The organism is Streptococcus pseudopneumoniae IS7493 (genome assembly GCF_000221985.1).
GTDB lineage: Bacteria > Bacillota > Bacilli > Lactobacillales > Streptococcaceae > Streptococcus > Streptococcus pseudopneumoniae.
On the sequence record NC_015875.1, the window covers coordinates 307,510 to 323,983 of the forward strand.

The 16,474-nt window shown below is 38.8% G+C and carries 15 protein-coding genes; 8 read left to right on the forward strand and 7 right to left on the reverse strand.

Annotated features, from left to right (window positions below):
- Positions 1 to 2 precede the first annotated feature (2 nt).
- Entirely contained in the window at positions 3 to 1,463 is a 1,461-nt protein-coding gene (locus tag SPPN_RS01860; RefSeq protein WP_000711933.1) for an N-acetylmuramoyl-L-alanine amidase family protein, read from the forward strand.
- A gap of 232 nt (positions 1,464 to 1,695) precedes the next feature.
- Positions 1,696 to 2,388 carry a histidine phosphatase family protein gene (locus tag SPPN_RS01865; protein WP_000241552.1) on the forward strand — a complete coding sequence of 231 codons (693 nt, stop codon included), beginning with the start codon at positions 1,696 to 1,698 and terminating at the stop codon, positions 2,386 to 2,388.
- Here SPPN_RS01865 and SPPN_RS13720 read toward each other — a convergent pair.
- The 6 genes from SPPN_RS13720 to SPPN_RS01890 all read right to left on the reverse strand — a co-directional run bounded on the left by SPPN_RS13720 (position 2,385) and on the right by SPPN_RS01890 (position 8,968).
- Complete coding sequence (locus SPPN_RS13720) at positions 2,385 to 2,531, reverse strand: hypothetical protein (RefSeq protein WP_080564649.1); 147 nt, start codon at positions 2,529 to 2,531, stop codon at positions 2,385 to 2,387. The two genes, SPPN_RS01865 and SPPN_RS13720, sit on opposite strands and share 4 nt — an antisense overlap.
- Positions 2,532 to 2,642: 111 nt before the next feature.
- Complete coding sequence (locus SPPN_RS01870; protein ID WP_000440013.1) at positions 2,643 to 4,301, reverse strand: ABC transporter permease; 1,659 nt, start codon at positions 4,299 to 4,301, stop codon at positions 2,643 to 2,645.
- Complete coding sequence (locus tag SPPN_RS01875) at positions 4,291 to 5,382, reverse strand: ABC transporter ATP-binding protein (RefSeq protein ID WP_001289696.1); 1,092 nt, start codon at positions 5,380 to 5,382, stop codon at positions 4,291 to 4,293. The genes SPPN_RS01870 and SPPN_RS01875 overlap by 11 nt, the downstream gene beginning before the upstream one ends.
- Before the next feature lie 12 nt (positions 5,383 to 5,394).
- Positions 5,395 to 6,441, reverse strand: coding sequence for an ABC transporter substrate-binding protein (locus SPPN_RS01880; RefSeq protein WP_000731166.1), 1,047 nt, complete (start codon positions 6,439 to 6,441; stop codon positions 5,395 to 5,397).
- 111 nt (positions 6,442 to 6,552) lie between these two features.
- Positions 6,553 to 7,326 carry a response regulator transcription factor gene (locus SPPN_RS11635; protein ID WP_000475410.1) on the reverse strand — a complete coding sequence of 258 codons (774 nt, stop codon included), beginning with the start codon at positions 7,324 to 7,326 and terminating at the stop codon, positions 6,553 to 6,555.
- Entirely contained in the window at positions 7,319 to 8,968 is a 1,650-nt protein-coding gene (locus SPPN_RS01890) for a sensor histidine kinase (RefSeq protein WP_000019718.1), read from the reverse strand. The genes SPPN_RS11635 and SPPN_RS01890 overlap by 8 nt, the downstream gene beginning before the upstream one ends.
- 147 nt (positions 8,969 to 9,115) lie before the next feature.
- On the opposite strand from SPPN_RS01890, the gene leuS reads away from it, so the two are divergent.
- The 4 genes from leuS to SPPN_RS01910 all read left to right on the forward strand — a co-directional run bounded on the left by leuS (position 9,116) and on the right by SPPN_RS01910 (position 13,777).
- Complete coding sequence (leuS, locus tag SPPN_RS01895) at positions 9,116 to 11,617, forward strand: leucine--tRNA ligase (protein ID WP_000011747.1); 2,502 nt, start codon at positions 9,116 to 9,118, stop codon at positions 11,615 to 11,617.
- Positions 11,618 to 11,755: 138 nt separating this feature from the next.
- Positions 11,756 to 12,598 (forward strand): hypothetical protein, encoded by an 843-nt coding sequence (locus tag SPPN_RS01900; protein ID WP_001081168.1) that lies wholly within the window; start codon positions 11,756 to 11,758, stop codon positions 12,596 to 12,598.
- 55 nt (positions 12,599 to 12,653) lie between these two features.
- Entirely contained in the window at positions 12,654 to 13,349 is a 696-nt protein-coding gene (locus SPPN_RS01905; RefSeq protein WP_001144903.1) for a GNAT family N-acetyltransferase, read from the forward strand.
- 11 nt (positions 13,350 to 13,360) lie between these two features.
- Positions 13,361 to 13,777, forward strand: a complete 417-nt coding sequence (locus tag SPPN_RS01910; RefSeq protein WP_000628388.1) for a GNAT family N-acetyltransferase — start codon at positions 13,361 to 13,363, stop codon at positions 13,775 to 13,777.
- Between the two features lie 576 nt (positions 13,778 to 14,353).
- Here SPPN_RS01910 and SPPN_RS01915 read toward each other — a convergent pair.
- Positions 14,354 to 14,446, reverse strand: coding sequence for a type I toxin-antitoxin system Fst family toxin (locus SPPN_RS01915; RefSeq protein WP_000970382.1), 93 nt, complete (start codon positions 14,444 to 14,446; stop codon positions 14,354 to 14,356).
- Between the two features lie 133 nt (positions 14,447 to 14,579).
- Between SPPN_RS01915 and ruvB the strand changes: the two genes are divergently transcribed.
- Entirely contained in the window at positions 14,580 to 15,578 is a 999-nt protein-coding gene (gene ruvB / locus SPPN_RS01920; protein WP_004242086.1) for a Holliday junction branch migration DNA helicase RuvB, read from the forward strand.
- A complete protein-coding gene (locus SPPN_RS01925; RefSeq protein WP_014017192.1) occupies positions 15,559 to 16,131 on the forward strand; it encodes a nucleotidyltransferase family protein in 573 nt (190 codons plus the stop codon). The genes ruvB and SPPN_RS01925 overlap by 20 nt, the downstream gene beginning before the upstream one ends.
- Positions 16,132 to 16,474: the final 343 nt, after the last annotated feature.

Below are 16,474 nucleotides of genomic sequence, written 5' to 3' on the forward strand. Positions count from 1 at the left end.
TGATGAAAAAAGAAATGAAACATGCTTTAGTAGCTTTAGGACTGTCGACTTTACTAGTCCGAACTTTTGCCAGTCAAGTAGTTTTTGCGCAGGAAAATGATACGAATTCAAGAAATGAAAGTCTATATAAAACACAAGCAGATTTAGAGAATGTAGCTAGAAATTATTCTGAACAAGTGAAGAAAAAATTATTGGAAGAAATTGATGGCATTGATTGGAATACTGTACAATTTAAAGATGATGATGTCTTAAAACTCAAGACTGTCGTAGTTAAAAGATTAGCTGAGGTTACAGAGGAAAATATAAATAGATTTTCAAAAAATGGTTACTATTATTCGTTTGAATTCGAAGAAATTGTCAATAGAATAAAAAGTGATGTGCCTAACTTTTTAGGATATGTTTTTGATATAGCTAGAATAAAAAAATATGACTTACTACTTCAGCAAGTAGAAAAAGATAGTAATTTATACTCATCTGTTGAGAAGGAAAAACTAATTAGCGATTTAAAAAGTTTTTACGGACCATTAACAGGCTGGTCGTTACCTCGGTCTCGTCATTTTGGCGATGATGAGCCATACAATGATAGTAACTTAACATTAAAAGAGTATGTTCAAAATTTATCAACTTTTTATAAAAATGTTGATAAATCGAGTCCTAGTTTAATTCCTACGGAAAAAAATATCAGAGAAATTAATGCTGTTGCTTTCATGGAGAAGACAGCCATTAGTAATGATGATACACTTTCAAAAGCAGATAAAGTTTCTATGTTTAGTAAGATTGATGATATAGTTGAAGAGGGGATACACAAAATCAGGAAAGAAGCAGGTCTTGTATATAAGGAAGAGACTGTAAGACACATGTTATCCCCTGAAGAGTTATCTGTCTTTACTAAGCGTATCGAAGATGTTTACCAAGGAAAAGCTAAGCCTAAGGTGACAAAAGAAGAGGCTATTCAAGCAGTTTCTACTGGAACTTCATCCTCAGTTTCAACTTCATCTCAAGCTATTATTACCTCTAATGGAGAGACTAAGAAAAATCATCAAGCAAGTAAGTGGTTTAAAGAGTCTGGCAAATGGTACTATAATGACCTTTCTGGCAATCTTGTAAGAAACAGTTGGGTAGGCCGTTATTATCTAAAATCAGATGCTTCAATGGCTGCAAGTGAATGGATTTATGATGAAGACTATAAGAGCTGGTTTTATGTAGATTCAACTGGTAGTTATGTGGAGAAAGCTTGGCAGGGAGAATACTACCTAAAACGTGGCGGTTACATGGCTAAGAGTGAGTGGGTATTTGATTCTCAGTATGATAGTTGGTATTATCTGAACCAAGATGGTAAGTACGCTCGTAATCAATGGATTAAAGACGGAGATAAGTGGTATTACTTGTTAGCTGATGGGAAATTGGCAAAAAATATGACCATTAACGGCTATAAAGTAAATGAAAAAGGTGAATGGGTATAATTTTTTAAGTTCTATTTAAGGTTAGATGTGTATACTATAATCATTAAATAAAGACCTCCTAATATTATTTGAAACAGATAACTCTGATTTAGTTTGAATTTGATTTTCATCTAATATCTTTATTTAATAGAACTCCTAAACTTTTTCATAATAATCTCCTGCAAAAGTCACCTGTATGGGTGGCTTTTGTTTTATCATCCATGATATAATAGAAGCAAACGGAGGACGGAAAATGGTAAAAGTACGATTGTATTTGGTACGTCATGGCAAGACCATGTTTAACACGATTGGTCGAGCGCAAGGTTGGAGCGATACTCCCTTAACAGCTGAAGGTGAGCGAGGGATTCAAGAATTAGGAATCGGTTTGCGAGAATCTGGTCTACAGTTTGAGCGTGCTTATTCGAGTGATTCTGGTCGCACCATTCAGACCATGGGAATTATCCTTGATGAACTTGGCTTGCAGGGGAAAATCCCTTATCGCATGGACAAGCGTATCAGAGAATGGTGTTTCGGTAGTTTTGACGGGGCTTATGATGGTGATCTTTTCATGGGCATTATTCCTCGTATCTTTAATGTGGACCATGTTCACCAATTGTCTTATGCTGAACTGGCTGAGGGTTTGGTAGAGGTTGATACAGCTGGTTGGGCTGAAGGCTGGGAAAAACTCAGTGGCCGAATTAAGGAAGGTTTTGAAACGATTGCCAAAGAAATGGAAGAACAAGGTAGGGGCAATGCCCTTGTCGTCAGCCACGGAATGACCATTGGAACCATTGTTTATCTGATTAATGGTATGCATCCGCATGGTCTAGATAATGGTAGCGTGACGATCCTTGAATATGAGGACGGCCAGTTTAGCGTAGAAGTTGTCGGCGACCGTAGTTACCGAGAACTAGGACGGGAGAAGATGGAGGAAGCCTCTATTTAATACCCTTCGAAAATCTCTTCACACCGCGTCAACGTCGTCTTGCCGTAGATATGGTTACTGACTTCGTCAGTCTTATCTACAACCTCAAAGCACTGCTTTGAGCAACCTGCGGCTAGTTTCCTAGTTTGCTCTTTGATTTTCATTGAGTATAATCAGTCTAGACTTGCTTGCTCTGAACTAGGGATTTGATAGGAATATCAAGATAAGAAAAAACAGCCGAGGGTAATCCTTTCGGCTGTTTTTGATGGGGGAAACTAAAGTGTAATGCTGTTGCTTTTAGAGATTTTCATGAACAAGAGCAAGGAACCTACTGTTAGAACAGTGAGGATAGTTGACAAGGCTGCGGCTACACCGTAATTTCCTCTGAGAACTTCTGTATAAATGGCTACAGTCATTGTTCTTGTTTTGACATTGTAGAGGAGGATAGAAGTAGAGAGTTCTGAAATCATTGTGACCCAAGATAAGATGGCTCCAGAAATAATACCAGATAGCATCATTGGAGTTGTAATCTTGGCAAAGGTATTGAGACGGCTACTTCCTAAGCTTTCCGCGGCTTCTTCAATACTTGGTGCTATTTGTTGCAAGCTAGCAACAGATGAGCGAATAGTATAAGGCAATCTTCTGACAGATAGGGACATAATCAAGATGAAAGCAGTTCCTGTAATCATAAGAAATCCACTTCCAAATAGGCCAGTATTGAAGGAAGAAATGAAGGCAATCCCTAGAACGGTTCCTGGTACAATATAAGGTACCATACTGAGGCTGTCAATTAAGTTTGTAAACAAATTCCGTTTTCTAACGGCTAGGTAGGAGATAAATGTTGCGAATAAGACAACTAGGACTAAGGCAATCAAAGGGATACGAATGGTATTGAAAATAGCAGAGCCCATACGATTGAAAGCTACCTTGTAACTGTTTAGAGAATAACCTTTGACAAATACCATACCTGATGTTTTTAGGAAAGAGGTATAAATCAAGTAAATTTGAGGTAAAACAGAGATAAAGATAATTCCGTAGACTGTTGCATAAATGGCAGCCATTTTTCCTTTTGTAGTTTTTTTAGGCTCAATTGGATGGAGAGAATTCATGCTGAAACTGTAGCGGTTTGCAATGTGTTTTTGGATAAGGAAAATTGCCAAGGCAATGATAATCGCCATAATTGCTAAAGCAGATGCAAAAGCAGAATTTCCTCCAACCTCGCTAATAAATTGAGTATAAATCAAGACGGGGAAAGTCCGATACCCTTCACCAATCAACATAGGCGTTCCAAAGTCTGAGAATGCTCTCATAAATACAAGTAGGGCAGCAGCTAGTAAGGTTGGAACGAGGAGAGGTAAAATGACCGTTACGATACGCTTAAATCCGAAGGACCCCATACTTTCAGCTGCTTCAAGTAGAGAATTGTCAATACTCTTCATTGCCCCAGCAACGTATAGAAATACCAGTGGGAATAGTTGCAGTGTAAAGACAAGTACAATTCCTTTGAATCCATAAATATCGATAGCTGGAAGATGAAGGGAATTTGTCAGGAATTTAGTAATGACCCCGTTTCGTCCCAGTAAGAGAATCCAGGAGTAGGCTCCCACAAAAGGAGCTGACATGGAAGCAATGATAATCAATATTTGTAGAAATTTCTTCCCCTTGAAGTCATACATAGAGAAGAGATAAGCTAATAGGGTTCCTACGACTAAGGAAGTGACAGTAGCGGTAATGGAAACCTTGAAACTGTTAACAAGTGTCTCAGAGTAGTAGGCTTTACTAAAGAAAGTGACAAAATTAGCTAGTGAAAATTGTCCCTCATGTATGAGTGCTTGCTTGAGCACGGTAACGATAGGATAAACCAGAAAGACAAGATAGGTAAGAAAGATGAAGAAAGAGGAGGCTGTCCAAATATTTAGTTTTTTACGTTCCATGGTTGACTCCTTTTATCAGGTTTTGGGAACCATCTGCAGAAAAGACGTTTAATTTTTGAGTATTGATTCGTAGACGAATACGATCGCCTTTTTGTAGATCTTCTTCAAAAGTTGATTCTTCGCTAACTTGAATTTTTGAGGCAAAACCTGTCTCAATGAAATACTCCGTATTTAGTCCAAGATAGACGCTATCGCTAATAGTTCCTTCAATATCTCCAGATTCATCTTTGATAAACTCTTCAGGACGGATGCTTACATGAATAGCTTGTGCCTCAGCCTGATCAAGGGCTGGCATTCGAAGAGCATAGCCATCTGAAAAAACGATATAAGCGCCGTCACTCCGTTTTTCAAGAGTGGCAGGGATAATATTTGTACGTCCGATAAAGGTTGCTACAAACTCATTAGCTGGTTTATGATAGAGTTCTTTTGGCCGACCGATTTGTTGGATGACCCCATCTTTCATAACAGCAATTTGATCTGAAATAGCTATAGCTTCTTCTTGGTCGTGGGTCACATAGACGGTTGTAATTCCTACTTCGTGTTGGATTTCTCGAATGGCTTGACGCATATCCAAGCGAAGTTTGGCATCCAGATTACTAAGTGGCTCGTCCATGAGGAGAACACTTGGATTAACCGCTAAAGCACGTGCCAAGGCGACACGTTGTTGTTGTCCACCACTAAGTTTATCGGGCTTTCGATCCGCATATTGAGCAATTTGCATGAGTTCAAGATACTTGTTGGTCTGTTGGACCAATTCTTCTTTTGGAACTTTCTTTTGCTTGAGACCAAAAGCAACATTATCTCGAACAGTCAAATGTGGGAAAATAGCGTAGTTTTGGAAAACCATGCCGATATTGCGTTTGCTGGGTTCCATATTATTGATTTTTGTATCATCGAAGTAAAATTCTCCACCTTCGATACTGTTGAAACCTGCAATCATACGAAGAAGGGTCGTTTTCCCACATCCTGAAGGCCCAAGAAGGGTAAAGAGACTTCCTTTTGGAATTGTAATGTTCAAATTCTCAATAACAGGGACATCGTGGTAGATTTTTTTGGCGTTAATAATTTTGATCTCACTCATAGTGAACCTCTTTTACTGTTTAGATTGGATATCTGTAAAGACTTCGTTGTATTTCTTAACGATATCTGATTTATTTTTGATGACATAATCATAATCTTCAGTGAGTGTTTTGATTTTGTCAATTGGTTTCATATTTTCGCTTGTTTTGGCATTTTTACGAACAGGACGGTTAGTAGTGGTTGTACCAAGTGTATCTTGTACTTCTTGAGAGATAATGAAATCGATAAATTTCTTGGCATTTTCCATGTTTTTCGCTTTTTTAACGATAGCAGCACTAGCAGGTAGGAAGACGGTTCCTTCTTTTGGATAGACTACCTTAATGTTAGCTCCGTCATTTAAGAGTTTAACTGCTGGATCTTCATAAGAGAGACCAACAGCCATTTCTCCGTCAGCGACTGCTTTATAGACACCAGATGAGCTTGAACCGATTTTACCATCAATAAGCGTGAAGAGATCTTTTACATAAGACCAGGCTTTATCGTCTTTGTAACCACCTTGAGCTTGTAGCATATTTGTTAATTGAGCAAAGGCGCTAGAAGAGTTTGCTGGGTCAGCAGTTGCAATTTTTCCTTTGAGTTCAGGTTTGAGAAGGTCGCTATATCCTTCGATATTCATGCCTTTCGTTAAATCAGGATTGACGATTAAAACACTACCATCTAGTGTATAAGGAGTAGAGTAGCCAGTTGTGTTTTGATATTCTTTGATAACATTATCATTTTCTTTTGAAGTATAGTTTTCAAAGAGTTCTCCGTGGGTAGCATATTGTGTATAAGAACCACCAAAGATGACATCGGCTACAGGAGCTTCTTTTTCTGACTCTAGTTTTTTGAAAAGTTCTCCAGTACCAGCTTGAATCAGTTCTACTTTGATACCATATTTTTCTTCAAAGGCAGGAATAGTTGCTCCGATTAAGCCCTCTGAGTTTGGTGAATAAACGACTAGCGAACCGCCGTCTCCTTTATCAGATGAACCGCCATCGGCAGATTCATTAGAAGAACAAGCAGCAAGACCAAAAAGAGCTAGTCCGCAAGCAGCATAATACATCCATTTCTTTTTCATGATGGATACCTCCGTTGTGTTATTTAAGTTTATTTTAAAACAGTGTAAGCGTTTTTAAAACCGACAATTCTATTCTATTAGAGTAAAATTCTCTACAAAAAGAAGAATAGCTTATTTTACTATTCTTCCGAGTGATTTCAATTCCTTTGGGGAAATATGGAGATACTTTTTAAATACTTTAGCAAAATATTTATAGTCTGAAAATCCAACTTGATCAGAGATGTCGCTTAGAGGGGAGTTGGGAGATTCAGCCATCTTATCTATAGCTTGTTTCAGACGATATTGTAAGATATATTCATTTAGAGTCATGGGGAAGTCTTCTTTGATCACTTTATATAGATAGCTTTCGCTATAGTTTAAAGCTTCAGCAATAGTCGCAATCGTAAAATGCTCTGCATAATGCTTGTGGACAAAGGAAATAATTTGTTGAATGATTTGGTTTTGTGTATCAACCTGTTGGATAGAGGTGAGTAAAGTTTGATATTCTTCTAAAAAAGGAGTTTCTTGATAGGTGCTACCTTGTAATCGCAAAACAATGTTTTGAAGACATTCTGTCAATTCCTTGGTATCAATTGGCTTGGATAAGAAATCAACTGCTCCATATTGCATGGCTTTTTTGGCATTTTGAAAATCGTTATAACCTGATAAGATAACTTTTTCATAGGAAAGGGTACGAGTGGCTTCGAACATCATAAAAGCATCCATAATTGGCATTGTGATGTCTGTTAAGACAATATGAGGTTCTTTTTCTTGGATGAGTTTCATTCCCTCTTGACCGTGACTGGCAGTTCCTACGACTTGGATACCCAAGGCAGAGTAGTCTACGGCAATCTCTAGCCATTTTCGGATGAGGTGTTCGTCTTCTACGATAATGAGCTTAAACATGAGTTAGTCCTTTCGTTATAAATTTGACCCAAGTTTCTCCTTGGCGATTGACTCCTAAATCTAGCTGGACATCAGAAAAGAAATTGCTCAATCGTTTGTAGCTGTTCACGATGCCATGCTGGGTATGAGGGCTTTCTAAAGAGTCTAAAATAGCGAATCGCTCTTGTTTTGTGAGTCCTCCAGCATTATCCTTGACTAAAAAAGTTAGAGAATCTGCTTCCAAGGTAATTTGGATATCAATATGAAGATCAATACGGTATTGCATCCCATATTTTATAGCATTTTCTACTAGAGGAAGCAAGAAAAGCTTAGGTATAGGCTGATTATCGACAGTTTCTGGACAGACAATATCATAGGAAAAGTGCTCAAAACGAATCTTATGAATAATAAGGTAATCCTCTATAATCTTTAAATCCTGACAAATGGTTGTTTCTTTTTCTAAATCGGTGATACTGTAGCGAAGAATGCGCGTGAGGTTTTGAATCAGATCTTGTGTGAGATCTGCATCCATTAAAGAAGTGATTTTAATCGTCTCAAGTGTATTGTAGAGAAAATGAGGATTGAACTGAGCTTCCAGCATTTTTCTTTCAAAAATCCACTTTTCTTTTTCGATGGTCAACATTTTTTGATGAAGTTGATCTAATTCGTACAACATATTGTTGATTTTTTCTGCCATAAACTCAAACTCATCACCTGTTTGTAGAGAAAGCCTTTTTTCTGCTTGTTTAGGAATTTCTTGAAGTTGGTAAACCAAACTTTCAATAGGAACAGCATTGTGTGTGGCAATCTTATGAGCAATTCGCCTTGCTTGCCAGAAGTAGAGGAAGAATATACATAAGGTGAGAATGGAGGCTAGACCAAGTAAGCTAGGAATGGGAAAAAAGGATTGAAAAGTATAGATTGAAAAAATAGAACCGACTTTTTCTTTTTGAACAATAAGCGGTTCATTCGCATACCAGTGGGTGCGAGAGTGTAGGAGTTTTTCATCAAATTTTTCAAGAGTGGAGCGAGTAAACTGATTTGTATTGTTGGAGAACATATTTCCAAAGCTATCGGTAATGATGTATTTGGAATTGATCATTGGGAAACTTGAGATGAAATCATTCTCATTTACGAAAGCAATAGTATAGGCCTTAACTCGTTGGTTTTGAAGTAGTGGTTTGATAAAGAGTGTGTAGTGTTGCTTGTCTGAAGAAAGTGCAATTTTTTCTGTAACTTTATCTTGAGAAGGATTTTGAATGAGCAGTTTTAGATAGTAGGGTGATAAAATACTTTCTTGATGATTTCGATTGGTACTAAATAGTAATTCACCTGTATCACTTAGGATAATGAGGTCGGAACTAAGTTTTAATTTAGCTTTTGTCTCGTAAAATAAGCTAAAGACTTCTCTCTCTGTGTGTTTGCCATCCAAAAATCCTGTAATCATTTTATGGTTCATAGTAGTCAGGAGCTCATTATTGGCTTCTTTCATCTCTTGAACCTGTTTTACAATCTGTCTCGTATCTTTGGAGAGTTGCTGCTTTTGTAAAACATAGGAAAAACCAAAAAGTAAAATGAGTAGTAAGAGTGAGGTCACAAAGGCTGCGATAGAGCTTCTATGGAGAATTTCTTTTTGGAGAGATTTTTTAAAGGAATGAGACATCCGCTACCTCCTTGGAAGGGTTTTCTGTTATAAGTATAGCAGTTTAAAAATTCTAGAGCAAGGTAAAATAGAAAAGTATAGAATAGAACGAGACCAAATTCTCTCAAAAATGGTATAATAGTAACATCACAAAATTGGAGAGAGACCATGAGTTTTTACAATCATAAAGAAATTGAGCCTAAGTGGCAGGGCTACTGGGCAGAACATCATACATTTAAGACTGGAACAGATGCATCAAAACCTAAGTTTTATGCTCTTGATATGTTCCCTTATCCATCTGGAGCGGGTCTGCACGTAGGACACCCAGAAGGTTATACTGCAACCGATATTCTCAGCCGCTACAAACGTGCGCAAGGCTACAATGTCCTTCACCCAATGGGTTGGGATGCTTTTGGTTTGCCTGCAGAGCAATATGCTATGGATACTGGTAATGACCCAGCAGAATTTACAGCTGAGAACATTGCTAATTTCAAACGCCAAATCAATGCGCTTGGATTTTCTTATGACTGGGATCGTGAAGTCAATACAACCGATCCAAACTACTACAAGTGGACTCAATGGATTTTCACCAAGCTTTACGAAAAAGGCTTGGCCTATGAAGCGGAAGTGCCTGTAAACTGGGTTGAGGAACTAGGAACAGCCATTGCCAACGAAGAAGTCCTTCCTGATGGAACTTCTGAGCGTGGAGGCTATCCAGTTGTCCGTAAGCCGATGCGTCAATGGATGCTTAAAATCACTGCCTATGCAGAACGTTTGCTTAATGACTTGGATGAACTTGATTGGCCAGAGTCTATCAAGGACATGCAACGCAACTGGATCGGTAAATCAACTGGTGCCAATGTAACCTTCAAGGTTAGGGGAACTGATAAGGAATTTACTGTCTTTACCACTCGTCCTGATACCCTTTTCGGTGCGACTTTCACTGTTTTGGCTCCTGAGCATGAATTAGTAGATGCTATCACAAGTACAGAGCAAGCAGAAGCAGTAGCAGACTATAAACACCAAGCCAGCCTCAAGTCTGACTTGGCTCGTACAGACCTTGCCAAAGAAAAAACTGGTGTTTGGACTGGTGCTTATGCCATCAACCCTGTCAATGGTAAGGAAATTCCAATCTGGATTGCGGATTACGTTCTTGCTAGTTACGGAACAGGTGCCGTTATGGCTGTTCCTGCCCACGACCAACGTGACTGGGAATTTGCCAAACAATTTGACCTTCCAATCGTCGAAGTACTTGAAGGTGGAAACGTTAAAGAAGCTGCCTACACAGAGGATGGTCTTCATGTCAATTCAGACTTCCTAGATGGACTCAACAAAGAAGACGCTATTGCCAAGATTGTGGCTTGGTTGGAAGAAAAAGACTGTGGACAAGAGAAGGTTACCTACCGTCTCCGCGACTGGCTCTTTAGCCGTCAACGTTACTGGGGTGAGCCAATTCCAATCATTCATTGGGAAGATGGAACTTCAACAGCTGTTCCTGAAACTGAATTGCCGCTTGTCTTGCCTGTAACCAAGGATATCCGTCCTTCAGGTACTGGTGAAAGTCCACTAGCTAACTTGACAGATTGGCTTGAAGTGACTCGTGAAGATGGTGTCAAAGGTCGTCGTGAAACCAACACCATGCCACAATGGGCTGGTTCAAGCTGGTACTACCTCCGCTATATTGACCCGCACAATACTGAGAAATTGGCTGATGAGGACCTCCTCAAACAATGGTTGCCAGTAGATATCTACGTGGGTGGTGCGGAACATGCTGTACTTCACTTGCTTTATGCTCGTTTCTGGCATAAATTCCTCTATGACCTCGGTGTTGTTCCGACTAAGGAACCATTCCAAAAACTCTTTAACCAAGGGATGATTTTGGGAACAAGCTACCGTGACCACCGTGGTGCTCTTGTGGCAACCGACAAGGTTGAAAAACGTGATGGTTCCTTCTTTCATATAGAAACAGGGGAAGAGTTGGAGCAAGCGCCAGCCAAGATGTCTAAATCGCTCAAGAACGTTGTTAACCCAGACGATGTGGTGGAACAATACGGTGCCGATACCCTTCGTGTTTATGAAATGTTTATGGGACCACTCGATGCTTCGATTGCTTGGTCAGAAGAAGGTCTGGAAGGAGGCCGTAAGTTCCTTGACCGTGTTTACCGTTTGATTACAAGCAAGGAAATTGTTGCAGAAAACAATGGCGCTCTTGATAAGGTCTACAATGAAACAGTCAAAGCTGTTACTGAGCAAATTGAGTCTCTCAAATTCAACACAGCTATTGCCCAACTTATGGTCTTTGTCAATGCTGCTAACAAGGAAGATAAGCTTTATGTTGACTATGCCAAAGGATTTATCCAATTGATTGCCCCATTTGCACCTCACTTGGCAGAAGAACTTTGGCAAACAGTTGCAGCAACAGGTGAGTCAATCTCTTACGTAGCTTGGCCAACATGGGACGAAAGCAAACTAGTTGAAGACGAAGTCGAAATTGTTATCCAAATCAAAGGAAAAGTCCGTGCTAAAGTCATGGTTGCTAAAGACCTATCACGCGAAGAATTGCAAGAAATTGCTCTAGCGGATGAAAAAGTCAAAGCAGAAATTGACGGTAAGGACATCGTGAAAGTAATTGCGGTACCGAATAAACTCGTTAATATCGTCGTTAAATAACGAGTTTATTAGCTCTATCTGCCACCTTCAATAGTCCACTGGACTATTGAAGCCAACTAAATTAGTTAACATTGTTGTGAAATAAAAAGAAGTAACTCTAGAGTATGAACTTTAGAGTTACTTTTAGAATAGGTCAGAATGAATAGATTAGTGAACGATAGCAGGAAGTGTGAAATTTTATTATTTAAGATTTCTATTATTGTAGTGTCAGTTATAGTATTAGTAATGTCAATAGTGGGTGCATATTATTTTAAAAATTGTCTTTGGGACAAGGAAAGTTTAAATTTGACACTCACTTTAGACACTCTCTTTGCAGTTTTTATTACTTTCTTTAGTTTTTCAAATGATAAATCAAGCAATATTTTTGGAATATCTCCAAATGAAATTATAAGGACACAGTCTGAAGTGTATCAATTTTTATTTACAAAATCTTTTGCAACTCTATTAATAGTGACAAATTTGTTATCCATTATTCATTATTTTGGAGCCAAAAATTTAATAGTTTCTTTTAATGAAACTTATCCTCGTATTCAATCCAGTGTTGGTATCATGTGGCTACCACTGTTTGGTATTCTGATAATCTATTTTATTTGGCTCTTAATAGAGGGATTAAAATATATCAGAAAAATAAATTATATTATTCAAAATAGGGAAATAATCTATTTTTATTCGCAGGTAAAAGTTGTAGATAAACTTACTGATTCTGAATCGAAAAAATACGGTGAATATATTGATTTGTACGAATCGTGTCGTCAGAACAATTTAAGTGTTCTACTTAACTTTCTTCAAAATTCGGATGATAAACGAGGAGTTATTGCTAGTAACTCAGTGAGAATTATGTTTGAATCTTTGGATAAAGCAGACCAAATTGCGGCCCTGAATATTTGTAGAAACTATGTAGCACGAGAAAATGTTTTAAATAAAGAAGATGCAAAAAAATTGTTAAATGAAATTGATAAAAAACTTGAAATTAGCAGATAGGACAATTCAAATAGAGTTGAGTAAAAAGTTTGAAAAGTGAAACAAGGAGAAAGCTATGCCAGTAAATGAATATGGTCAGATGATTGGTGAGTCAATGGAAGGTTATACACCCGGTGCACTGCCTTCTATTGATTTCTTAGAAGGGCGTTATGCTAGGATAGAGGCTCTCTCGGTAGAAAAACATGCGGAGGATTTGCTAGCTGTTTATGGCCCGGATACTCCTCGGGAGATGTGGACCTATCTTTTTCAGGAGCCAGTAGCAGATATGGGGGAGCTGGTTAGCCTTTTAAATCAGATGTTGGCTCGTAAGGACCGTTTTTACTATGCAATCATAGACAAGGCGACTGGTAAGGCTTTGGGAACTTTTTCTCTCATGCGCATTGACCAGAATAACCGAGTAATAGAAGTCGGAGCAGTCACTTTTTCTCCAGAGCTAAGGGGTACACGGATAGGAACTGAGGCTCAGTATCTCCTAGCTCGCTATATTTTTGAGGAGCTAAACTATCGTCGCTATGAGTGGAAATGCGATGCTCTTAACCTGCCATCCAGACGAGTTGCGGAGCGTTTGGGATTTGTCTATGAAGGAACCTTCCGCCAGGCGGTGGTTTATAAGGGACGGACGAGGGATACGGATTGGTTGTCTATGATTGATAAGGACTGGCCTCAAGTCAAAGATCGTTTGGAAACATGGCTGCGTCCTGAAAATTTTGATAAAAATGGACAGCAGTACAAGAGCTTGAGAGAACTTTAAGAGGTGTTGAGATGATTACTATTAAAAAGCAAGAAATTGTCAAGCTAGAGGATGTTTTGCATCTCTATCAGGCTGTCGGTTGGACAAATTATACCCATCAACCAGAGATGCTGGAGCAGGCCTTATCGCATTCATTAGTAATTTATCTGGCACTTGATGGTGATGCTGTGGTGGGCTTGATTCGTTTGGTAGGAGATGGATTCTCATCAGTTTTTGTACAGGATTTGATTGTTTTACCAATCTATCAGCGTCAAGGGATTGGTAGTGCCCTAATGAAAGAGGCCTTAAAAGATTACAAAGATGCTTATCAAGTCCAGCTGGTGACAGAAGAGACAGAAAAAAACGTGGGATTTTATCGTTCTATGGGCTTTGAAATCTTATCCACCTATAATTGTATAGGGATGACTTGGGCGAATCGAGAAAAATAACAAAACTTGTTTTTTCTTAAGCAAAGTTTAAGGATGGTCTAGTATTATATAGTCATTAAATAAAGACCTCCTAACTTTATTTAATGAAATCCTAAAACTTTTTTTTATCATAATCTCCTAATGAAGTCACCTAATCAGGTGGCTTTTTGTGAGGTGATAGTGATAGTGATTTTCTGCAAAATGGTAGAATCTGAGAAAAAGTTAAGCTAGTTTTAAGCTTCGTCTTGTATCATATAGTTATTAAATAAAGACCTCCTAACTTTATTTAATAAAATCCTAAACTTTTCTTTTTCATAATAATCTCCCTTAACTCCACCCAATCAGGTGGAGTTTTTTGGCTCTATTTCAGGCTTTTCGGAAGTTTTCTAAATATCATTTTTCAATAGCTTTCTCTAAATCTTATAAACTTTATTGGACAGATTCTAAAGTTGGAGAAGCTGAATGGATGAGGATATAAACCTTTGACAAATTTTGTGAACTATGGGATAATAAAGAGGAATTGAGTACTAGTTCTATATCATAGGCTAGAAAAGACCCCAAGCTCACGTCCAAATAAGCTAGGGGTCTTTTTTGACACTATTTGTCCTTGTTTAGCCATTTATCGACTAATCGAAGAACGACACCGACCACAATTGGTCCGATGATAGTTTTGAGTACTAATTCCATCATGGGCTAATTCACCTCCTTTCGTAGGCGGTGTAGCAGTGCCGAACAATATTATACCACATAAGTGCTAAACTCGGGAGTCACCCAATCGGGTGGCTTTTTTGTTTGTGGCTTGGTTTTTTGATATAATAGAGCCATGAGTAGAATTTTAGACAATGAGATAATGGGGGATGAGGAGTTAGTAGAACGCACACTCCGTCCTCAGTATTTACGTGAATATATCGGGCAGGATAAGGTCAAGGATCAGCTCCAAATCTTTATCGAAGCTGCCAAAATGCGGGATGAAGCGCTGGATCATGTCCTTTTATTTGGACCTCCAGGCTTGGGGAAAACGACCATGGCCTTTGTTATTGCCAACGAACTGGGTGTCAATCTCAAGCAGACGTCTGGGCCTGTCATTGAAAAAGCCGGTGATCTAGTAGCGATTTTGAATGACTTAGAGCCTGGGGATGTCCTTTTTATTGATGAGATTCATCGCTTGCCCATGTCTGTGGAAGAGGTGCTTTATAGTGCCATGGAGGACTTCTACATTGATATCATGATTGGTGCTGGTGAAGGCAGTCGCAGTGTTCATTTGGAGTTGCCACCTTTTACCTTGATTGGTGCGACGACTCGGGCTGGTATGCTCTCAAATCCGCTACGGGCACGTTTTGGGATTACAGGTCATATGGAGTATTATGCTCATGCTGACTTGACGGAAATTGTTGAGCGGACGGCAGATATTTTTGAGATGGAAATTACTCATGAGGCAGCGTCTGAGTTAGCCCTACGTAGCCGTGGGACCCCTCGTATTGCCAATCGTCTCCTCAAGCGCGTGCGCGATTTTGCCCAGATAATGGGGAATGGGGTGATCGATGATCTTATTACCGATAAGGCTTTGACCATGCTGGATGTTGACCATGAAGGTTTGGACTATGTGGACCAAAAAATCCTTCGGACCATGATTGAGATGTACGGTGGTGGCCCTGTTGGTCTAGGAACTCTTTCTGTTAACATAGCAGAAGAGCGTGAGACGGTTGAGGATATGTACGAACCTTACCTAATCCAGAAAGGTTTTATCATGCGGACACGGTCTGGACGAGTGGCGACTGCTAAGGCATATGAGCATTTGGGGTATGAGTACAATGAAAAATAAGCAAGAAATTCTGGAAGCTTTCAGAGAAAATCTGGATATGATGGCTATTCTGACTATCATCCGAAACCTTGGTCTGAAAGATTCCTGGTTGGCAGCAGGTTCTGTCAGAAATTTTATCTGGAATCTCTTGTCAGACAAATCCCCTTTTGACTGTGAAACAGATGTAGATGTGATTTTCTTTGATCCAGATATTTCTTATGAGGAAACCTTGTCCCTAGAGAAAAAGCTGAGAGAGGACTTTCCTCAGTACCAGTGGGAATTGAAAAATCAAGTCTATATGCACCAGCACAGCCCTCATACTGCTCCCTATACCAGTTCCCGTGATGCTATGAGTAAGTATCCAGAACGATGTACGGCTGTTGGATTACGCTTGAATGAAGAATCCGTTTTGGAACTCTTTACTCCATACGCTTTGGAGGATATTTTGAATTTTCAAGTTCGTCCAACTCCTCATTTTTTAGAGAATGAAGACCGAATGGAATTTTATCGAACACGTCTATCCAAGAAAAATTGGCAGGAGAAATGGAAAAATTTGATTTTTAAAAATACTTAAGGAAACTTTAAGCTAGGAAGTGTATACTAAGTTCATAAGTTAAGAAGACCTTAACTTAAACTCCTAAAACTTTTTCATAATAATCTCCCTATAAAAAATAAAGTCGCCAAATCAGGCGGCTTATTTTTTTGAAAAAAGGGCTTGGTGCCTGATAATAATACTCAATGAAAATCAAAGTGTAAACTAGGAAGCTAACCGCAGGTTGCTCAAAACACTGTTTTGAGGTTGCAGATAGAGCTGACGTGGTTTGAAGAGATTTTCGAAGAGTATAAATAGCTTAGTGATAGAAGAAAATAGGGAAATATGGTATAATGAAACGATAGATTTTTGAATAGGAATAAGA